An 18,016-nucleotide genomic window follows, 5' to 3' on the forward strand; every position below is an offset into this window, starting at 1 on the left:
GGGCGGGCAGGCACTCGCGGATTCTGCCTGGGACGAGGGCCAGCGGGGGGCGACGCTTCTCGCGGGCCGGGGCAGTCAACACAGTAGCGGGGGCACACCCTTCGTCCCCCCAACCCGGAGCGAAACGATGGCGGACACCTTGGCGGACCTCGCGGCGCAGCTGCGCATCGACAGCATCCGCTGCACCACGGCGGCGGGCTCGGGCCACCCCAGCTCCTCCATGTCCGCGGCGGACATCATGGCCGTGCTCTTCCAGAAGTACCTGCGCTTCGACTTCCAGCAGCCCAAGGCCCCCAACAACGACCGCTTCGTGCTGTCCAAAGGACACGCCTGCCCGGTCCTCTACTCCGCGTTCAAGGCGGCGGGCGCCATCGACGACGCGGAGCTGCTCACCCTGCGCAAGTTCGGCAGCCGCCTGGAAGGCCACCCGAACCCGCACGTGCTGCCGCTCGTGGACGTGGCCACCGGGTCGCTGGGGCAGGGCCTGGCGGTGGGCGTGGGCATGGCGCTGGGCGCGCGCCTGGACGGGCTGCCCTTCCGCACGTACGTGCTCATGGGCGACAGCGAGACGGCGGAGGGCTCCGTGTGGGAGGCGTTCGACAAGGCCGGCCACTACGGGCTCGACAACCTGTGCGCCATCATCGACGTGAACCGGCTGGGGCAGAGCCGGGAGACGGAGCTGGGCTGGAACCTGGAGGCCTACGCGGCCCGCGTCCGCGCCTTCGGCTGGAACGTCCTCACGCTGGACGGCCATGACCTGGGCGCCATCGACCGCGCCTTCGCCGAAGCGCAGGCGAAGAAGGGCCAGCCCACCTGCCTCATCTGCCGGACGGAGAAGGGGCATGGCTCCTCGCTCATCGCCAACCAGGACGGTTGGCACGGCAAGCCGCTGCCGGAGGACAAGGCGAAGGACGCCATCCGCGAGCTGGGCGGGGAGCGGAATGTCCGCATCCAGGTGAAGCGGCCGGAGATGCTGAAGGCCACCGTGGAGGACAAGGCGGCCCCGCTACAGCTGCCCACTTACGAGGTCGGCCAGAAGGAGGCCACGCGCAAGGCGTACGGCGACGCGCTCCTGGCGCTGGGCAACGCGCGGCCGGAGGTGGTGGCGCTGGACGCGGAGGTGTCCAACTCCACGTATTCGAACGAGTTCCAGAAGGCGCACCCGAAGCGCTACTTCGAGATGTTCATCGCGGAGCAGAACATGGTGTCCAGCGCGGTGGGCCTGGCGGTGCTGGGCAAGAAGGTCTTCGTGAGCACCTTCGCGGCCTTCCTGTCCCGCGCGTATGACCAGATCCGCATGGCGGCCATCTCCAACGCCACGGTGCACCTGTGCGGCAGCCACGCGGGCGTGTCCATTGGCGAGGACGGGCCGTCACAGATGGCGCTGGAGGACCTGGCGATGATGCGCGCGGTGGGCGGCAGCACGGTGCTCTACCCGAGCGACGCCAACCAGACCGCGAAGCTGCTGGCACAGGTGGTGGACCGCCAGGGCATCACCTACCTGCGCAGCACGCGCGAGAAGACGCCCGTGCTCTACCCCGCGACGGAGGCCTTCCCCATTGGCGGCAGCAAGGTGGTGCGCCGGTCCGACAACGACGTGGCGACGGTGGTGGCCGCCGGCATCACGCTGCACGAAGCGCTCAAGGCTCATGAGCTGCTGAAGAAGGACGGCATCGCGGTGCGCGTCATCGACCTGTACTCCGTGAAGCCGGTGGACGCGAAGACGCTGCGGCAGGCCGCGCGCGAGACACAGGGGCGGCTCCTCGTGGTGGAGGACCACTGGGCGGAAGGGGGCCTGGCGGACGCGGTGCTGGAGGCCTTCACTGGCGAGCGTGAACGGCTGCCCTCCGTGATGCGCCTCGCGGTGACGAGGATGCCCGGCTCCGGCAAGCCCGCGGAGCTGCTGGACGCCGCCGGCATCGACGCCGGGCACATCGTGGAGGCCGTCACCTCGTGGGTGGAGGAGGGCAGGGCCCAGGGCGGGGACGGCCGGGGACGGCCGTCCGAGAACGCCTGGGGCCACACGAACGCGTAGCGCGGGGAGGCCTGGGGGCCTTCAGGCCTTCGGCGCCAGCCGTTCGGCCGCGCGCGCCGCGCCCATGGACCGCGCGTAGTCCAGCGCGGTGCGCTTGTCCGCGTCCCGGACCCGGTGGTCCGCGCCGCGCTGGATGAGCAGCTCCATCATCTCCACCTTGTCGAACATGGCCGCGAACATGAGCGGCGTGCGGCCATCCGGGCCCGTGCCGTCTACGTTCGCGCCCGCGTCCAGCAGCACCGTGGCGATGGCCTCGTTGCCCTTGAAGGCCGCGCCGGCCAGGGGCGTCTGGCCGGCGTCGTTGGGCTGCTCCGGGTCCGCCCCGCGCTCCAGCAAGAGGCGCGTGGCCTCCACGTGGCCGTGGTAGCTGGCCAGCATCAGGAGCGAGTCCCCCCGCTCGTTGCGAACGCCCACGGGGAGCCCGGCGTCGAGCAGCTCGCGCAGCTTCCCGGCATCCCCCGAGCGAACGACCGCGAAGGCGCTCCTCACGAAGTCCATCAGGGCGGCGTCCTCGGCGGACGGGGGAGCGGCGTTCTTCGGGTCGTTCGGGGGACTCATGGTCGGCATTCCTTCCTAGCGGGAGCGGCGCTTCTGCTGGACGGCGGTGGCGATGCGCGAACCATACTCCTCGTCCGCCGCGCGGAAGTGGGCGATGGCCCGGGTGATGATGTCTTCACGACTCACCTGCGCCAGGCTGCCGGCGAGGTTCTCCACCAGCCGCGCCTTCGCCGCCTCGTCCATCAGCCGGTAGAGGGCGCCGGCCTGCACGAAGTCGGTGTCCTCCGCGTGCTTGCCGTGGACGAAGGTGCCCGTCAGGCCGCTCACCGCGTAGCCCGTGCCGTAGCCCTCGTCCGTCTGGGCGGGGCCGTTGAAGCTGTTGGGCTCGTAGTTGGGGCCGCGCCCGCCGTTGCCATCGAAGCGCATGGCGCCGTCACGGCCGTAGTTGCGCGCGCCGCCCTTCACGCCCTTGGGGGAGTTCACCGGCAGCTGCGTGCTGTTGATGCCCACCCGGTAGCGGTGCGCGTCGCCGTAGGCGAACAGGCGCGCCTGGAGCATCCGGTCCGGGGACGGGCCGATGCCGGGCACGAAGTGCGCCGGGTCCAGGGCCGCCTGCTCCACCTCCGCGAAGAAGTTCTCCGGGTTGCGGTTCAGCGTGAGCTTGCCCACCTCCATCAGCGGGTAGTCCTTGTGCGGCCACACCTTGGTGAGGTCGAACGGGTTGAAGCGGTAGTTCGCCGCGTCCGCCTCCGGCATCACCTGCACCTTGAGCGTCCACGAGGGGAACTCGCCCCGGTCGATGGCCTGGTACAGGTCGCGCTGGTGATGCTGCGGGTCCTTGCCGCCAATGCCTTCCGCCTCCTGGGTGGTGAGGGTGCGGATGCCCTGGTCCGTCTTGAAGTGGAACTTCACCCAGAAGCGCTCGCCCGCCGCGTTCACCCACTGGAAGGTGTGCGAGCCGAAGCCATCCATGTGCCGCAGCGTCGCGGGGATGCCCCGGTCCCCGAAGAGCCAGGTGAACTGGTGCGTGGCCTCCGGCGAGTAGGAGAAGAAGTCCCAGACGTTGTCCGGCTCCTGGCAGTTCGTGTACGGGTCGTACTTCTGCGAGTGGATGAAGTCCGGGAACTTGATGCCGTCGCGCAGGAAGAACACCGGCGTGTTGTTGCCCACGAGGTCCCAGTTGCCGTCCTCCGTGTAGAAGCGCACCGCGAAGCCGCGCGGGTCGCGGGCGGTGTCCGGCGCGCCCTTGGAGCCCGCCACGGTGGAGAAGCGCAGGAACGCCTCCGTCTTCTTGCCTGGCGCGCTGAAGACCTTCATGCGGGTGAAGCGGGTCAGGTCCTGGGTCACCTCGAAGGTGCCGTAGGCGCCGGAGCCCACCGCGTGCACCACGCGCTCCGGGATGCGCTCGCGGTTGAAGCGGGCCAGCTTCTCCAGCAGGTGGTGGTCCTGGAGCAGCACCGGGCCGTTGGGGCCAGCGGTCTGCGAGTGCTGGTTGTCGGAGACCGGGGCGCCGGCTTCGGTGGTCAGGGTGGGACGCTGGGACATGGACGCTTTCCTTGGCGTGAGGCCTTCAGGGGCACTTCGACGGTGGGAAAGGTAGAGAGGTCCCGCTGATTGGGCCAAGACATCGTTTGGATGGAAGTGATAGGCAGGGGTTATCGGTTCCAGGGAGGACCATGGCCTCGCTCAACGACATCACCCTGCGGCAGCTGGAGTACCTGGTGGCGGTGGCGGAGACGCTGGGGTTCCGGCGGGCGGCCGAGCGGTGCCACGTCTCCCAGCCGGCCTTGAGCGCGCAAATCCAACAGCTGGAGTCGGTGCTCGGCGTGAAGCTGTTCGAGCGCGACGCGCGCCGCGTGATGCTCACGCCGCAGGGTACGGAGCTGGTGGCGCGGGCGCGGCGGGTGCTCACGGAGGCGGAGGACATCCTCAAGGCGGCGGCGCGGATGGGAGATCCGTTCGCGGGGCCGCTGCACCTGGGAGCCATCCCCACGGTGGCGCCCTACGTGCTGCCGGAGGTGGTGCCCGCGCTGGTGAAGCACTACCCCAAGCTCCAGCTGCGGCTGCGCGAGGAGAAGACGGCGCTCTTGATGCGCGACATGGACGAGGGCCGGCTGGACGCGGCGCTGCTCGCGGTGGACGCGGAGCTGGGGCTCAAGGTGGAGCACGCGGTCATCGCGGAGGACCCGTTCGTCGTCGCGGCGCCGCCGGGGCACCCGCTGGAGAAGCGGAAGCAGGTGCGGCTCTCCGACCTGGACGCCGAGGACGTGCTGCTCCTGGAGGACGGGCACTGCTTCCGCAGCCAGACGCTGGCCCTGTGCACGCGCGTGGGCGCGCGCGAGGTGGACTTCCGCGCCACCAGCCTGACGACGCTCGCGCAGATGGTGATGGCGTCCGGCAGCGTCACGCTGCTGCCCCAGCTCGCCGTGCGGACGGAGAACCGGCAGGGGCAGCTGGTGGTGCGGCCCTTCGCGCCGCCGGGGCCCGGCAGGACGCTCGCGCTGGCGTGGCGTCCCGGGCACCCCCGGGCGGAAGCGCTGCGCGCCATCGCGGGGACGCTGCGCTCCGTGTGGCCCGGCGGCCCGAAGGCGAAGGTCAGCGCAGCGGCTTCTCCGAGGTGACGATGCCGTCCGCGTCCGCGTAGAGGTGGTGGCCGGGGAGGAAGGTGACGCCCGCGAAGCGCACCTCCACGTCGCGCTGGCCCTCGTTGCGCTTGCCGCTCTTGAGCGGGTGCGTGCCCAGCGCCTTCACGCCGATGGCGGTGCGGCCCACCTCCTCCGCGTCGCGGATGCAGCCGTTCACCACCACGCCCGCCCAGCCGTTCTTCTGGCCCAGCGCCGCGAGCACGTCGCCCACCAGCGCGCAGCGGCGGCTGCCTCCGCCATCCACCACCAGCACGCGGCCCTGACCGGGCTCCTCCAGGGCCTTGCGCACGAGGGAGTTGTCCTCCGGCGCGCGCACCGTGCTGATGGGGCCGGAGAAGCTCCGGCGCCCGCCGTAGTCCATGAAGCCGGGCTCGGCGACCTGGAAGTGCGGCGCTCCTGCGTGGGCGTCGCAGAGGTCGGCGGTCTTGAGGTCAGGGCTGTCGCTCATGAACCGCAGGATGCACGCGCCGACCGGGTGTGACTGTCATTGCGAGCCCGGGCGGCCGTGTCCTGGCCGTGCATTGTTCAAAACCCCAACGTCGCGGCGTCAGGGGGCCGCGTAGCCCACGGTGCCGGTGTTGCCTTCGTAGGTGTTGGCGCTCTGGGTGAACGCGGAGTCCTTGAAGACGAACACGCCCCAGCCCGTGCCCTGGGACACGAGCGAGTCGGTGAGCTGGAGCCGGCCCCGGCCCGAGTTGCCACCCAGGGTGATGTTGCCCTGGATGTCGCCCGCGTTCGTGAAGGCGTCGCAGCAGAAGGGGTCCGAGCCGCCGTGGCTCACCCGCGCGTGGGCGATGACGTTGCTCGCGTCCAGGGAGCGGATGGAGATGCCCTTCCAATAGCCCGGCGTCTCCGTCCGGCCCGTGAACACGATGGGGTCCGCCGCCGTGCCCCGCGCCACCAGCGAGCCCGTCTGCGTGATGCGCAGGCCCGACATCGCCTCGAACTGGAGCCGCACCCCCGGCTCGATGGTGAGCGCTCCCGCGTACTCCACGGTCGTGTCCGGGATGCCGGTGGAGATGCCATACGGCACGTCCAGCTTGTGCAGCGTCTGCGCCGTGGCGGTGTCCGCCTCCGGCGCCGCCAGCAGGTGGACGGTGTTGTCGCCGTTGGCCACCGGGGCGGTGGCGCTGTTTCCGGAGTAGACGGTCGTGGCGTCCAGGGCGCTCGCGATGGAAAGGCTCACGCTGACAGGCGCCCCCAGGTTGCCCCGGAAGAGGTTGCGCGAGAAGCCGGGCAGCCGCGCCTTGTTGAAGGCGAAGAGGCCCAGCGTTCCGCTCTTCTCCACCGTGGTGTTCGCGATGCGCACCTGGCTGACGGAGTCCTGGAGCTGGGAGCCCACCACCACCGCGGCCCGGACCTCCAGGCTGCCGCCGGGGCCATGGAAGTAGTCACAGCAGAAGGCGTCCTCGCTGCCCGCGTAGGAGATGACCACGTGCTCCAGCACGTTCGCGGGGTTGTTGGACTTGAACGCGAGCCCCTTCCAGGACCCCGGCGTGGCCGTCGTCCCGGTGAAGGTGATGGGCGCGGCCTCCGTGCCCACCGCGTTGAGGGACCCTGTCGGCATGATGAGCAGGCCGGCGTCCGGACCGAAGCGCACCACCGTGCCCGGCGCCAGGGTGAGGGCCCCGCTCACCTCCACCACCCCCGTCACCGCGTAGGTGCACTGCTGCGCCCCCGGCTCCCAGGTCGTGGTGGCCTTCAGGTCGTCGGTGATGTTCCGCACGCAGGCCCCGTCGGGCCCGGGGCCGTCACCGGGGTCGTCCTCCGAACCGCCACAGGCCGCCAGGACGGAGGCCGCCACGAAGGGGAGAAAACGCGGGAAGCGAAGCAGGTGTTGCGCCATGGGGGTCCCCTTGAGCGAGGCAGCGGCGACGGCCGCTTTCCAGCGGAGTACGCCGGGCCGCGCGCATATTCCGGGGGGGACGAAAAATGTCGCTGGCGGGGGCCCGCCCGCTCAAGGCCGGATGGCGACCTTGAGCACGCCGTCCTTGCGCTGGCTGAACAGCTCATACGCGTCGCGGATGTCCTTGAGCGCGAAGCGGTGGGTGAAGAGCGGCGTCAGGTCCACGCGCTTCGCGCGCACCACCTCCATCAGGCGCCGCATGCGCTCCTTGCCGCCCGGGCAGAGCGTGGTGACGATGCGGTGGTCCCCCAGCCCCGCGGCGAAGGCGTCGTAGGGCAGCTGGAGCTTCCCGGAGTACACGCCCAGGCTGGACAGCGTGCCGCCGGGGTTGAGCGTGCGCAGGGCGCTCTCGAAGGTCTGCTGCGTGCCCAGCGCCTCGATGGCCACGTCCACGCCGCCGCCGGTGAGCCGCTTCACCTCCGCCACCACGTCCTGGCCGCGGAAGTCGAGCACCACGTCCGCGCCCAGCTTGCGCGCCATGGCCAGGCGCGCTTCGTCCCCGTCCACGCCAATCACCAGCGACGCGCCCATCAGCCGCGCGCCCACGGTGGCGCACAGGCCGATGGGGCCCTGCGCGAACACCACCACCGCGTCGCCTATCTTCACGCCGCCGGACTCCGCGCCGCTGAAGCCGGTGGACGCGATGTCCGCCAGCAGCAGCACCTGCTCGTCCAGCAGCTCGTCCGGGATGGGGGCCAGGTTCGCCTGCGCGAAGGGCACGCGCACGTACTCCGCCTGCGCGCCGTTCATCGTGTTGCCCAGCCGCCAGCCGCCCATGGCCTCCAGCCCCGCGCCGTGGCCGCACTGCGACAGGTGCCCGGAGAGGCAGCCCCGGCACTGGCCGCACGGCGTGATGGCGCCCACCAGCACGCGCTGGCCCACCTGGTAGCCCGTCACGCCCGGCCCCAGCTCGTCGATGACGCCCACCATCTCATGGCCCACGGTGAGGCCCGGCTTCACCGGGTACTCGCCGCGCAGGATGTGCACGTCGGTGCCGCAGATGGTGGTGAGCGTCACCCGGACGATGGCCTCGCCCGCGCCCGCCTTCGGCTTCTCCACGTCCTCCACGCCCAGCTTCTGGGGGCCCTGGAACACGGTTGCCTTCATGTCTCACCTCGTCTGTCTTTTCAGGCGCGCGGCATGCGCACCGTGACCGCCGGCCGGTCGCTGCGGGCCATCACCTGCTGCGCCACCGAGCCCAGCACCATGCGGCTCACCCCCGTGCGGCCGTGGGTGCCCAGGCACACCAGGTCCGCGCAGTGGCGCTCGGCCGCCTGGGTGATGACCCCCGCCACGTCGTCACCCTTCAGCACCGACAGCTCGACCTGGTGGCTCCCGTCGTGCTCCGGGGTCGGCACGCGCAGCTCCAACTGGTGACGCGCCGCCTGGAGCTGCTCGGGCGTGGCCTCCTCCGGCTCCACGTGCAGCAGGTGCACGGTTCCGCCCGGCGGGGTGATGGCGAAGGCGTAGGCGATGGCGCGGTCGCCGGCTTCGCCGAAGTCCGTGGTCGCGAGCACCGTCCGCACCCTGGGTGCCTCCTGCTCCAGCCCCTGCTCCGCCGCGCGCGCCGGCACGCTCACCACCGACATGGGCGCCAGGCGCCGGGCGGACTGGGACACGCTCCACAGCTTCGCGAGCGCCCTGCGCTGGTGGGTCCCCACCACCAGCAGGTCCACCTGCTCTTCCGACGCCAGGGCGATGAGGTGGTCCGCGATGCGGCCCAGCCCCGGCTCCAGCCGCGACCGCACCGGCAGGCCCGCCGCGCGCAGGGGCTCCAGCAGCGATTCGGACTCGAGCTCCAGCGCCTCCCGCAGCTCCGGGGACATGTCCTTGTAGCTGTGCGGGTGCACCAGCCCCAGCCGCTCCGCCTCGCTGCCCACCCAGACGATGCGTCCGCCCACGACCTCCACGGGCCCGACCTTCGCGAGCGTCTTCACCCATTCCCGGGCGACCTCGAAGGGCCTGGAGCGATCCACGCCCAGCATGAGCCGCAGGGGGCGCTCACCGCGCGCCCACGCCTCCAGGCCGGAGCCTTCGCGGATCACCAGGAAGGGGACCTCCAGCAGCTGCGCCATCCGGTCGACCGTCCCTCCCAGGCCGCGGAAGGGCGTGTCCTCGCGCGGCGCGCCGGCCACCACCCACTGGAAGCCGCGCTTCGCCACCAGCGACTGCAGCTCCTCTTCGGGCTCCCCCGTGAGGAGCACGGAGTCGACCTGGGCACCGGTGGCCCGCAGCCGCTCGCACTCGTCCCGCAGCGTGGAGCGGGCGGTTTCGCAGATGGCGTCTCCGAAGGTCCGCACCAGGGTCCCGGTCAGCACGTGCACGAGGCACAGCGGGACGTTCATCCGCCGGGCGAGCAGCGCCGCCGTGTCACAGGCGCGCCGGGCGCTCTCCGAGAAGTTGGTCGCGCAGGCGATGGTCATGGCCTCTCCTTGTCATTCCCCCTGCAAGCTAGTCACTGTCATCGCGGCGACTCCTGGCTCGCGGACTCGAACCCGGCGCGCGCGGACGCGGCCTCCCGCAGCTCCGCGGCCACGCCGCGCGCCCAGCGGGCAATCTGTCCGGAGTCCCGCCAGTCCCCGGCGTGCTCACGCACCATGGACCGGGCGATGAAGCCCCGGGCATCACGCGCCAGCCTTCCTCCGAAGGTCTCGTGGCCCCGCGCACCCACCTGCTCCATGAGGGCCCGCACCTGCGCCGTGGGCGGAATGCGCTCGCGCGACGCCGAGTCGTCGAGCGGTCCGCTGGAGAAGAACCACACGGGCCGCTCGCGCAGCTCCTGCGCGTGCCGGTGCCAGCGGTTGGCGTAGAGCCCGCCTCCGACGATGACGGCGTCGTAGGCCCGCACGTCGCCGACGTCCTCGGGGGCGAGCGCCTCCGCGTCGAGGCCCTCGTCCCGCAGGTCGCTGGCGAGCTGCCCGGCGATCTCCCGGGTCCCGCCCAGCTTGCTTCCGTAGGTGATGAGGATCCGCATTCGCGCCCTCCTGGCCGAAGTCCTTTATGCGTGGAGCGGCCGGACGGCGTTCGCAAGGGGACCCCGGCCGGGCGCCCGCGCCCGGACAGGCTCACGGCGGCAGGGCGCATTGCCGACGCCCGTGCAGGACCCCAGCTTCTTCCGGGGGCATCATGCGCATCCTTGTGCCGGTCAATCGCCTGCCTCATGGCTGGCAAGAAGCACGGGGTCTGGACGCGGACGAGGTGCTGGCGCGGCGCGCGCGTCACGGCCTCAACGACGTGCGGGGCCCGTCCCTCCACTCTCCTGTCCAGAGCCTGCGCGACGCCTCGCGCGACCCGATGCTCTGGTTCCTCGTGGCCACGAGCGTCCTGTACTTCGCCCTGGGGGAGCACGTGGAGGGCGTGGTGATGCTGCTGGCCCTCGTCCCGCTGCTCGGCATGGATGTCTTCCTGCACCACCGGACCCAGGCCTCCACCGAAGGCCTGCGCGGCCGCCTGGCCGAGTTCGCCACGGTGCTGCGCGACGGCCGCGAGGTGGAGGTGCCGGCGCGCGACGTGGTGCCGGGCGACCTGATGCGCGTGGAGGCGGGAGGCCAGTTCCCGGCGGACGGCCTGGTCGTGCGAGGGCAGGGATTGCAGGCGGAGGAGTCCCCGCTCACCGGCGAGTCGCTGCCCGTGCGCAAGCGGCCGCTGGAGCGCCTCCCGCCCGGAGACGAGCCCGCGGTGGACGGCAGGCACTGGGGGCTCGCGGGGACGCGGCTGCTCACCGGGACGGCCTGGGTGCGCGTCGTCTTCACCGGAGCGGAGACCCTGTACGGGAGCATCATCCGTTCCGCGGGCCAGGAGGTCCGGGCCCGCACGCCGCTGCAGCACGCGGTGGCGAACCTGGTGGCGGTGCTGGTGGGCGTGGCGGGCGCGCTCTGCGCGGTGTTGGCGCTCGTGCGCTGGCGCCAGGGCTTCGGGTGGCTGGACGCGCTGTTGAGCGCGGCGACGCTGGGCGTGGCGGCGCTGCCCGAGGAGTTCCCGGTGGCCCTCACGTTCTTCCTGGGCGCGGGCGTGTACCGCCTGGCCCGGCGGCAGGCGCTGGTGCGGCAGGCCGTGTCGGTGGAGAACATCGGCCGGGTGAGCTGCGTCTGCTCGGACAAGACGGGCACGCTGACCGAGGGGCTGCTGCGGGTGACGCGGCTGCTGCCCGCCCCCGGGACCTCGCCGCAAGCGCTGCTGCGCACCGCGGTGCTGGCCTCGCGGGAGGAGGGCAGGGACCCCCTGGACGTGGCGCTGCTGGAGGCGGGAGCGCGCGAGCTGCCGGAGCTGCCCGGCCCCGCGCGCGAGGCCACCTTCCCGTTCACCGAGGAGCGCCGGCGAGAGACGGCGGTGGTGCGGCAGGGGCCCGGGACGCTGCTCGCCGCGGTGAAGGGCGCGCCCGAGCGGGTGCTGGAGCTGTGCGAACTCACCCCGGACGCGCGGCGGGAGTGGGCGCTTCGCCTGGACGCGCTCGCGCACGAAGGACTCAAGGTCATCGCGTGCGCCAGCCGGACGCTGGACGCGGCGCACTGGCACGGCGGCGAGCCGGAGCGGGGCTTCGACCTGCTGGGGCTCGTGGCATGCGAGGACCCGGTGCGCGAGGGGGTGGAGGCGGCGGTGCGGGAGTGCCGTGACGCGGGGCTGCGCACGGTGATGGTGACGGGGGACCACCCCCGGACGGCGCTCGCGGTCGCCCGGCGGCTGGGACTGGGGGGCGCCAGTCCCCAGGTGCTCACGGGCGCGGACCTGGAGGCGCGGCTGGCCGACACGGGCACGGTGCCCCCCGTGGACGTGGTGGCGCGCGCGCTGCCCGCCCAGAAGTACGCGCTGGTGAAGGCGCTCCGGAGGCAGGGCGAGGTGGTGGCCGCCACCGGGGACGGGGTGAACGACGTGCCGGCGCTCCAGGCCGCGGACGTGGGCATCGCCATGGGGGAGCGGGGAACACGCAGCGCTCGCGAGGCGTCCTCCATCGTGTTGTTGAACGACGACTTCGGCACGCTGGTCCGCGCCATCGCGGAGGGCCGGCAGCTCTTCTCCAACCTCCAGCGCTGCTTCCTCTACCTGCTGCTCGTCCACATCCCGCTGGTCAGCACGGCGGCGCTGCTGCCGCTCTGGGGCCAGCCGCTGCTGTACCTGCCCATCCACATCGTGTGGCTGGAGCTCATCATCCACCCCACCGCGATGCTGGCCTTCCAGTCGGCCGCGCGGCCCGGGCGCCTCACCCCCGTGCGCGCGAGGCCCGCGGCGCGCTTCTTCTCCTGGCGTGAATGGACCCTGCTCACGGGCGTGGGCGGGCTGCTGGCGTGCGGGCTCGTCTGGGCCTACGCGCGGTGCCTGTCGGAGGGGCAGGACGTCGAGCGCGCGCGGGCGGTGGCGATGGCCTCGCTCATCCTCGCGAGCGCCGCGTTCGCGGCCGTCCTCACCCGGCTGCGGACGCGCACCGCGCGGTGGGTCTGCGCCCTGTCGCTGGGCCTCTCCGCGTTGCTCATCCAGGTGCCCGCGCTGGCCGCGCTCGTGGGGCTGCATCCCCTCCACGCTCGGGACGGGGCCCGGGTCCTGGTCGCCGTCGCCGCCGCGCTGGTGCCCCTGCTGCTCGCGTGGCCCTGGGCGCAAGGGGGCCGGTCCCGCGGACGGCGGTGGCGGACCGGCCAGCCCACGATGACCTTGGGGCATCCATGACGCATCCGCCGCTCGCCGTCCCGCCCGCGCCTCCCCCCCGGAAGGAGACACCCCTGTTCGCGAGGGTGCTCGCGTGGCTCGTCCCCGTGGCGATCGCGTTCGCGCTCCTGGTGGGCGCGCTCCAGTTGGGCGGGTGGGCCCTGTCGCTCTCCACGTCCTCCGGCCGTGCGTCACCCTGGAGCGCGGGCGGTCTGCTCTCCGCGGGAGGCGCGCTCTGGCTGCTCCATGACCAGGCGGCGCATGGCGCGCGGCGGGCCGCGGGGCGTGCGCTGGCGACCGGGGCCGTGGGCCTGGGCCTCGTGGGCCTCACCCGGGAGGCCCCTGGCGGCGAGCTGGGCCTGGTGCTCACGGGGCTGTCGCTCTGGACCCTGCACGTGCGCACGCGGCGCGGAGGGGCGCCTGCGCGGTGGCTCGCCTCCTGCGCGGCGCTGGTCGCGGTGTGGGGGCTCATCGCGGGGCTGTATCAGGGGCACTGGTTCGGGCTGCCCCCCCTGAACACGGTGGCGGGCGTCTCCCGGGCGCCAGGGCTTCCCGTGTCGCTGGCCCTGCTGCTGCTTTCAGGCGGGCTGCTCTCCCTCCACCCGGAGCAGGGTGTCATGGGCGCGCTCCTGCGGGACGACCTGGGGGGGCACTCCGCGCGGCGGCTGCTGCTCGCGGTCCTGGTCGTCGTGCCCGCGGTGGGCGCAGCCCGGATCCTGGGAGAGCGGCTGGGGTTCTACGGGACCACCGAGGGCATCACGCTCCTCGTGCTCATGACGATGGCGGCGTTCCTCACCGTGACCCTCTGGAACGCGAACGCCCTCTCCCGGCTGGACGCGAGCCGGCGGCGCACGGAGCAGTCGCTGCGGCTGTCGCAGGCGCGTTTCGGAGGCATCGTCGCGCATGCCGCGGACGCCATCATCTCCATCGACGCCGCGCAGCGCATCATCCTGTTCAACGCGAGCGCCGAGCGCATCTTCGGCTACTCCGCGAGCGAGGTCCTGGGACAGCCGCTGGACGTGCTGCTGCCCGAAAACCTCCGGGAGCTCCACACGCGGCACGTGCGGAACTTCGCGCAGGGCACGGTGACGTCCCGGCACATGGGCGAGCGGCTGCCCATCCTCGGCCAGCGCAAGGGTGGGGAGCGGTTTCCCGCGGAGGCCAGCATCTCCAAGCTGAGCGTGGACGGCACGCTGCTGCTCACCGTCATCCTCCGGGACATCAGCGCGCGGCGGAGGGCGGAGGACCTGCTGCGTCTGAGCGAGGAGCGCTTCCGCACCGCGTTCGAGGGCGCCCCCGTCGGCATGGCGCTGGTGGACCTGGACGGCCGGTTCCTCCACGTGAACGCGGCGCTCTGCGAGCTGGTGGGCTACTCCCGGGAGGAGCTGCTCAGCCGGTCCTTCCAGGACCTCACCGTTCCAGAGGAGGTGGCGCGGGACCAGGAGTACGCCGCGAGGATGCGCCGGGGCGAGATCAGGTCCTTCCAGCGGGAGAAGCACTACGTGCGCAAGGACGGCCGGCGCATCGCCATCCTCGTGTGGAGCGCGGTGGTGCGCGACGCCGCGGGAAGGCCGCTCCACTTCATCTCGCAGATGCAGGACATCACCGAGCGCCAGGAGCTGGAGCAGGCCTGGCGCTTCCTGGCGGACGTGGGCCCGCGGCTCGCGGCGTCGCTGTCGTCCCGGACGACGCTGGCCACGGTGGCGGAGCTCACCGTGCCGGCGCTGGCGGACTGGTGCGTGGTGGCCTGTGTGGACGAGAGCGGACGCCTGCATCGCGTGGAGCGCGCGGCCTCGGATCCGCGGGTGGCGGAGCGGCTGCGGACGCTGGGCGAGGCGTACGGGACGCAGCCCCTCCCGCCGGACCGCATCACCGCCTCCGTGCTGCGCACGGGACGGCCGGTGCTGCTGCCGGAGGTGCCGCCCGAGATGTTCGAGGAGGTCGCGGTGGATGCCCACCACCTGGAGCAGCTGCGCCAGCTGGCGCCCCGGTCGGCCATCATCGTGCCGCTGCGCAGCCGGGACCGGAACCTGGGCGTCATCCTCCTCGCGACGTCCGGGTCCGGGCGCCGCTACGGGGCCCGGGAGCTGGCCCAGGCGGAGGAGCTGGCCCGCCGCGCCGCGCTCGCCATCGACAACGCCCGCCTGTTCGAACAGTCCGAGCAGGCCACCCGCATGCGCGAGGAGGTGCTGCGTGTCGTCGCGCACGACCTGCGCGCCCCGCTCAACGTCATCCAGCTCAGCGCGAACCTGCTGGAGAAGGGCCTGCCCGAAGGCGGCGGCGCCCGGCACCGCCTGGAGACCCTCCAGAAGTCGGTCCAGCGGGCGAACCGGCTCATCCAGGACCTGCTGGACGTGGCCCGCATGGACGGAGGCATCCTGCCGGTGGAGCGCAAACCGCTGGAGGTGGCGCCGCTCATCCAGGAGGCGATGGAGCAGCACCGGGGGCTCGCGGAGGCCAGGGCGCTGCACCTCCAGGCCCACGTGCCGGAGGCGGTGCCCCGCGTCCTGGCGGATCCGGAGCGGCTGCTGCAGATCCTCTCCAACCTCCTGGGCAACGCGCTCAAGTTCACGCCCGAGGGTGGACACATCCTGCTGCGCGTCCAGCCGGAGGTGGGCCAGGTCCGCTTCCAGGTGACGGACACGGGCCCCGGCATCTCGGCGGAGGACCGGCCGCGCATCTTCGAGCGCTTCTGGCAGGCCGGACCGAAGCGCAAGGAGGGCGCGGGGCTGGGGCTCGCCATCGTGAAGGGCCTGGTGGAGGCCCACGGCGGCCAGGTCGGCGTGGAGAGCGCGCCCGGCGCGGGGAGCACGTTCTTCTTCACGCTGCCGACCGCGGAGCCCGCGGACGCGCACGCCGACACGCACGCCGGAAGCGCGCCCTAACGGCGCAGGGCCGCCTCCAGCAGGAGCCGCCGCTCCGCCGCCGCGACGACCGCCCGGGTGGCGGCGACGGCAGCGGGATCCACGGACAGGGAGGTGATGCCCGCGCGGACCAGGTGCTCCGCGAAGGCGGGGCGGTTGGAGGGGGCCTGGCCGCAGAGCGACGACGTGATGCCCGCCTCGCGGCTGGCCCGGATGATGCGGACGATGGCGTCCAGCACCGCCGCGTCCTCCTCGTCGAAGAGCTCCGCGCACAGCTCCGAGTCCCGGTCCACGCCCAGCATGAGCTGCGTCAGGTCGTTGGAGCCGATGGACACGCCGGTGATGCCCATGCGCGCGTACTCCGGGATGCGGTAGACGACGGAGGGCACCTCCGCCATCACCCAGCGCTCCAGCCCGCGCTGGCGTCCCAGCGCGCTGGCGTCCACGGCCTCCAGGCACGCCTCCAGCTCCCACTTCGTCCGGACGAAGGGAATCATCAGGTGGAGGTTGGGCGTCTCCTCGCGCACGCGGGCGAGCACCTCCAGCTCCAGCTGGAACACCTGGGGCTCGCGCAGGTAGCGGTAGCAGCCGCGAAAGCCAATCATCGGGTTGGCCTCGGTGGCCTCGAAGTCGCTTCCGCCCTCCAGCCCCCGGAACTCGTTCGTGCGGAAGTCCGTGGTCCGGTACACCACCGGGCGGCCCCGGAAGGCGCGGGTGATGGACAGCAGCGCGCCGGACATCCGCTCGACGAACTCGCGGCCTCGGCCCTCCGCGATGAGCTTGCGCGGGTGCACGCCGCCCAGGGCCTCGGTGAGCATGAACTCCGCCCTCAACAAGCCCACGCCGTCCACCGGCAGCGCCGCCGCCTCCTCGGCCTGTCCCGGCAGGGCCAGGTTCACGTAGAGGCGCGTTCCCAGCGCCTCGGGCGCGGCGGCCTCACCCTGGAGCGGGGCCCCCTTCCGGGCCGGCGCTCCCACCGTGACGCCGGACGGGGCCTCCGGGGCGCGGCCCTCGCGCACGGTGCCGGCGGCGCCGTCCACGGTGACCTCCTCGCCGTCGCGCAGGACCTTCGTGGCGGTGCGCGTGCCCACCACGCAGGGCTTGCGCAGCTCCCGGCTGACGATGGCCGCGTGGCACGTCATGCCGCCGCTGTCGGTGACGACCGCCGCCGCGCGCCGCAGCGTGGGCACCCAGTCCGGAGAGGTCATGGGCGCGACGAGGATCTCCCCGGCCTTAAGCCGCGAGTCCTCCCGGGCGTCGTGCAGCACGCGCACGCGGCCGGACACGGTGCCGGGGGACGCGCCCAGCCCGGACACGAGCGGCCGGGCCCCGGGCGCGGCGGCCTTCGGGGCCTCCGGGGCGCCCTGCAGCGCGGTCGTCACCGGCCGCGACTGGACCAGGTAGAAGCGGCCGTCCTGCTCCGCCCACTCGAGGTCCTGGGGGGCGCCATAGTGCCGCTCCACGCGCAGCCCCAGGCGCGCCAGCTCCAGCACCTGCACGTCCGTGAGCACCCGCGCGCGGGCCTGCTCCGGCGTGAGGTCCTCGCGCCGCTCGCGGCCCACGCCTTCGCGCACCAGCCGGAAGGCCTTCACGCCCACGCGGGCCTCCAGGATGCGGGGCCCCGCGCGCTCCACGACGTAGGTGTCCGGCTCCACCTGTCCGCCCACGACGACCTCACCCAGACCGAAGGCCCCTTCGATGACCAGGTGCCCGCGGTCGCCGCTGGCGGGGTCCACGGTGAACATGACGCCCGAGCGCGTCGAGTCCACCATGGCCTGCACCACCACGGCGATCTCCGGCACCTCCGTGAGCCCCTGGGCCTTGCGGTAGGCCACCACGCGCGGGGTGAAGGCCGAGGCCCAGCACGCTCGCACGCGCTCGATGAGCGCGTCGTCGCCCACCACGTTGGTGAACGACTCGTGCATGCCCGCGAAGGAGGTGGTGGCGGTGTCCTCCGCGGTGGCGGACGAGCGCACCGCGACGGCGGCGCCCTCCCTCAACTGGTGATACGCGGCGAGGATGCCGGCGTGCAGCGCCTCCGGCAGGGGCGCCTGGAGCACCAGGTCGCGCAGCGCCTGCGTGAGCCCGGCGAGCGACCCCGCGTCGTCCGGGTCGACGCGCTCCCACAGCTCGCGCAGCCGGGCGCGCACGGGCTCCAGGGCGTGCTGGAAGGCGGCGGCGGTGATGACGAAGCCCGGCGGCACGGGCAGCCCGGCGCGCGTCAGCTCTCCCAGGTTGGCGCCCTTGCCTCCGGCCTGGGACACGTCCTCGCGGGACAGGGCGTCGAACCAGAGGATGGACGGGAGCGGGGCACGCTGGGGTTCCGGTGCCTGGGCGGTGGGCTCTGGGGGGAGGGACGGGTCCATGGTCTTTGCTCCTGGCGCGGGGCCTTCCGGGCCGGTGCGTCCGCGCTCCCTCCAAGCTGGGGCCG

At 72.8% G+C, this 18,016-nt stretch carries 12 protein-coding genes; 4 read left to right on the forward strand and 8 right to left on the reverse strand.

The window, feature by feature from the left end:
- The first annotated feature begins 127 nt into the window (after positions 1 to 127).
- Entirely contained in the window at positions 128 to 2,035 is a 1,908-nt protein-coding gene (locus AABA78_RS13440) for a transketolase (protein WP_338263383.1), read from the forward strand.
- A 21-nt stretch (positions 2,036 to 2,056) separates the two neighbouring features.
- On the opposite strand, the gene AABA78_RS13445 is transcribed toward AABA78_RS13440, so the two are convergent.
- Together AABA78_RS13445 and AABA78_RS13450 are read right to left on the reverse strand one after the other, a co-directional pair.
- The gene (locus AABA78_RS13445) at positions 2,057 to 2,593 is read right to left on the reverse strand and encodes an ankyrin repeat domain-containing protein (protein ID WP_338263385.1); all 537 of its coding nucleotides are present in this window, start codon (positions 2,591 to 2,593) and stop codon (positions 2,057 to 2,059) included.
- A 15-nt stretch (positions 2,594 to 2,608) separates the two neighbouring features.
- Positions 2,609 to 4,078: a catalase gene (locus AABA78_RS13450; RefSeq protein ID WP_338263386.1), complete on the reverse strand. Its 1,470-nt coding sequence runs from the start codon at positions 4,076 to 4,078 to the stop codon at positions 2,609 to 2,611.
- Positions 4,079 to 4,209: 131 nt separating this feature from the next.
- Between AABA78_RS13450 and AABA78_RS13455 the strand changes: the two genes are divergently transcribed.
- Positions 4,210 to 5,154 (forward strand): LysR substrate-binding domain-containing protein, encoded by a 945-nt coding sequence (locus tag AABA78_RS13455; protein WP_338263387.1) that lies wholly within the window; start codon positions 4,210 to 4,212, stop codon positions 5,152 to 5,154.
- Here AABA78_RS13455 and rraA read toward each other — a convergent pair.
- The 5 genes from rraA to AABA78_RS13480 all read right to left on the reverse strand — a co-directional run bounded on the left by rraA (position 5,129) and on the right by AABA78_RS13480 (position 10,058).
- A complete protein-coding gene (gene rraA, locus AABA78_RS13460) occupies positions 5,129 to 5,626 on the reverse strand; it encodes a ribonuclease E activity regulator RraA (protein ID WP_338263388.1) in 498 nt (165 codons plus the stop codon). The two genes, AABA78_RS13455 and rraA, sit on opposite strands and share 26 nt — an antisense overlap.
- 99 nt (positions 5,627 to 5,725) lie before the next feature.
- Positions 5,726 to 7,024, reverse strand: a complete 1,299-nt coding sequence (locus tag AABA78_RS13465) for a hypothetical protein (protein WP_338263389.1) — start codon at positions 7,022 to 7,024, stop codon at positions 5,726 to 5,728.
- A gap of 111 nt (positions 7,025 to 7,135) precedes the next feature.
- Complete coding sequence (locus AABA78_RS13470; RefSeq protein WP_338263390.1) at positions 7,136 to 8,191, reverse strand: zinc-binding dehydrogenase; 1,056 nt, start codon at positions 8,189 to 8,191, stop codon at positions 7,136 to 7,138.
- Positions 8,192 to 8,211: 20 nt separating this feature from the next.
- Positions 8,212 to 9,507 carry a universal stress protein gene (locus AABA78_RS13475; protein ID WP_338263391.1) on the reverse strand — a complete coding sequence of 432 codons (1,296 nt, stop codon included), beginning with the start codon at positions 9,505 to 9,507 and terminating at the stop codon, positions 8,212 to 8,214.
- A gap of 38 nt (positions 9,508 to 9,545) precedes the next feature.
- Positions 9,546 to 10,058, reverse strand: a complete 513-nt coding sequence (locus AABA78_RS13480; protein ID WP_338263392.1) for a flavodoxin domain-containing protein — start codon at positions 10,056 to 10,058, stop codon at positions 9,546 to 9,548.
- Positions 10,059 to 10,210: 152 nt separating this feature from the next.
- Here AABA78_RS13480 and AABA78_RS13485 point away from each other — a divergent pair, with 152 nt between their 5' ends.
- Both AABA78_RS13485 and AABA78_RS13490 read left to right on the forward strand, forming a co-directional pair.
- Positions 10,211 to 12,742: a cation-translocating P-type ATPase gene (locus AABA78_RS13485; RefSeq protein ID WP_338263393.1), complete on the forward strand. Its 2,532-nt coding sequence runs from the start codon at positions 10,211 to 10,213 to the stop codon at positions 12,740 to 12,742.
- Complete coding sequence (locus tag AABA78_RS13490; RefSeq protein ID WP_338263394.1) at positions 12,739 to 15,606, forward strand: sensor histidine kinase; 2,868 nt, start codon at positions 12,739 to 12,741, stop codon at positions 15,604 to 15,606. The genes AABA78_RS13485 and AABA78_RS13490 overlap by 4 nt, the downstream gene beginning before the upstream one ends.
- On the opposite strand, the gene ppsA is transcribed toward AABA78_RS13490, so the two are convergent.
- Positions 15,603 to 17,951 carry a phosphoenolpyruvate synthase gene (gene ppsA, locus AABA78_RS13495; protein WP_338263396.1) on the reverse strand — a complete coding sequence of 783 codons (2,349 nt, stop codon included), beginning with the start codon at positions 17,949 to 17,951 and terminating at the stop codon, positions 15,603 to 15,605. The two genes, AABA78_RS13490 and ppsA, sit on opposite strands and share 4 nt — an antisense overlap.
- Between the last annotated feature and the right edge of the window lie 65 nt (positions 17,952 to 18,016).

The sequence above is a fragment of the Corallococcus caeni genome, assembly GCF_036245865.1.
GTDB classification, from domain to species: Bacteria; Myxococcota; Myxococcia; order Myxococcales; family Myxococcaceae; genus Corallococcus; species Corallococcus caeni.

Bases quoted from the DNA above. Each gene is read 5' to 3' on its own strand.
- AABA78_RS13455 (WP_338263387.1), top strand. From the start codon at position 4,210: ATGGCCTCGCTCAACGACATCACCCTGCGGCAGCTGGAGTACCTGGTG.
- AABA78_RS13445 (WP_338263385.1), bottom strand. From the start codon at position 2,593: ATGAGTCCCCCGAACGACCCGAAGAACGCCGCTCCCCCGTCCGCCGAG.
- AABA78_RS13480 (WP_338263392.1), bottom strand. From the start codon at position 10,058: ATGCGGATCCTCATCACCTACGGAAGCAAGCTGGGCGGGACCCGGGAG.
- AABA78_RS13450 (WP_338263386.1), bottom strand. From the start codon at position 4,078: ATGTCCCAGCGTCCCACCCTGACCACCGAAGCCGGCGCCCCGGTCTCC.
- ppsA (WP_338263396.1), bottom strand. From the start codon at position 17,951: ATGGACCCGTCCCTCCCCCCAGAGCCCACCGCCCAGGCACCGGAACCC.
- AABA78_RS13485 (WP_338263393.1), top strand. From the start codon at position 10,211: ATGCGCATCCTTGTGCCGGTCAATCGCCTGCCTCATGGCTGGCAAGAA.
- AABA78_RS13465 (WP_338263389.1), bottom strand. From the start codon at position 7,024: ATGGCGCAACACCTGCTTCGCTTCCCGCGTTTTCTCCCCTTCGTGGCG.
- AABA78_RS13440 (WP_338263383.1), top strand. From the start codon at position 128: ATGGCGGACACCTTGGCGGACCTCGCGGCGCAGCTGCGCATCGACAGC.
- rraA (WP_338263388.1), bottom strand. From the start codon at position 5,626: ATGAGCGACAGCCCTGACCTCAAGACCGCCGACCTCTGCGACGCCCAC.
- AABA78_RS13470 (WP_338263390.1), bottom strand. From the start codon at position 8,191: ATGAAGGCAACCGTGTTCCAGGGCCCCCAGAAGCTGGGCGTGGAGGAC.
- AABA78_RS13490 (WP_338263394.1), top strand. From the start codon at position 12,739: ATGACGCATCCGCCGCTCGCCGTCCCGCCCGCGCCTCCCCCCCGGAAG.
- AABA78_RS13475 (WP_338263391.1), bottom strand. From the start codon at position 9,507: ATGACCATCGCCTGCGCGACCAACTTCTCGGAGAGCGCCCGGCGCGCC.